We start from the raw sequence: 1595 nt of genomic DNA, 5'->3' as shown, positions 1-1595 counted from the left end.
TGTAGCCGACGGTCTTGCCGCCGCTGGCGGGTCCGTGGTCGGCGGGCTGTACGCCGGAGTTGGAGGTGTAGGCCTCACCCTCGACGGTCTGGGTGACGGGACCGGTGCCGCCGAGCTCCTTGATCCGGATGTTGCGGAACGCGACGTCGTCACCCGTGCCGTGGTTCTGGATGCCGATGTGCCCCTCGCGCAGGCTGCGCGCCGTATTGGTGTTGGTGAAATCGTTGATCTTCGATCCGTTGAGGAAGACCTGGAGCCGCTCGCCCTGGACGAGGAGCTCATAGGTATTCCACGCACCCGGCGGGTTCAGGGCCGCGTCACGGGCGGCGATATCGGCGCTCTTGACCGCGTAGACGGATCCGGTGGTGCGATCCGCGCTGTCGGTGGCGTCGATCTGGACCTCGTAGCCCTTGCTCCCGTTGTTGGGGTCGGCGGCGGGGAGTCCGACGAGGACGCCGGAGTTGTCGTCGCCGAGGGCCTTCCAGTCGAGCTTGAGCGAGTACGAGGCGAACTTCTTCGCCGAGTACCACAGCACGCCCAGGCCGCCGGTGGAGGAGAGGGTGCCGTCGGAGTTGGTGAAGCCGCCCGGACCGGTCTGCGTCCATCCGGTGGTCGAGCCGTTGTACAGCGAGGTGTATCCGGTCTCCGGACGGCAGTCGGCCTTTGCCATCCCGGCCGCGTACCGGATGCCGCCGAGCAGCAACGTGCGGAACGCCGGCTCGGCGTAGGAGGAGATGGTGTGGCCGAGGCCGGTGTAGAACGACCGGCCGGAGGACTGCGGGTGGCACCAGGTGATGGGGTGGTCACCCATGTCACCGCCGCTGTAGGTGCTCTCATCGAGGGTCTGCAGCACGTGAGCGGTGCTCCGCGGGTTGGTGCGGTAGTTGTACAGCTCGTCGGTGCGTACCCAGGCCCTGGGCAGGTGGGCCGTCGAGGGGTGTACGGCGTCCTCGACCCGTACGGTGACCTGCTGGATGGCGGGGTGGGAGGAGAAGTAGGCGCCGACGAGGCCGCCGTAGTACGGCCAGTCGTACTCGGTGTCGGCGGCGGCGTGGATGCCGAAGTAGCCGCCTCCGCCGTTGACGTAGCTCTCGAAGGCGGTCTGCTGGGTGGCGTTGAGCACGTCACCGGTGGTGCTGAGGAACACCACGGCCTTGTACTGCGCGAGGTTGGCCTTGGTGAAAACCGCGGCGTCCTCGCTGGCGGTGACGGTGAAGTTGTTGGCCGTGCCCAGATCCCGGATGGTCTGAATGCCGGTGGGGATCGCGTCGTGCCGGAAGCCGGCCGTCTTGGAGAAGACCAGCACCTTGTAAGCGGGGTCGGCGGCGTGTGCGGCCGTCGGGACGAGCATGGTCGCGGCGACCAGTGTGGCCGCGCCCATGGCCGTGAGCCCGCTTCGCATGAGGCTCCGCATGGCTGTCCTTTCGTCCGTGAAGCCCGGTGCGGCGGGGGTCCGCCGCACCGGGAGTCGCGTTACTTGGTGATGGTGAAGGTGTCGACGTCGAACAGGTTGCCGCTGCCGCCGGTGAAGACGAGGAAGAGGTTTCCTGTGGCGGAGCCGGTCAGGGTGGTGGAGACGTTCTGGAAGGTGTCCC

At 67.6% G+C, this 1595-nt stretch carries 1 protein-coding gene; it reads right to left on the bottom strand.

What is annotated here, in order from left to right; genetic code table 11:
• A partial coding sequence (locus tag CHC08_RS47855; RefSeq protein WP_089213965.1) for a ThuA domain-containing protein occupies positions 1-1402 on the bottom strand: 1402 nt, incomplete at its 3' end.
• Positions 1403-1595: the final 193 nt, after the last annotated feature.

Origin of the sequence: Streptosporangium subroseum (assembly GCF_900188345.1) — a bacterium.
Taxonomy (GTDB): Bacteria; Actinomycetota; Actinomycetes; order Streptosporangiales; family Streptosporangiaceae; genus Streptosporangium; species Streptosporangium subroseum.
The sequence above is the reverse complement of the archived record's forward strand: the minus strand, read 5'-3'. Positions and strand labels throughout refer to the sequence as shown.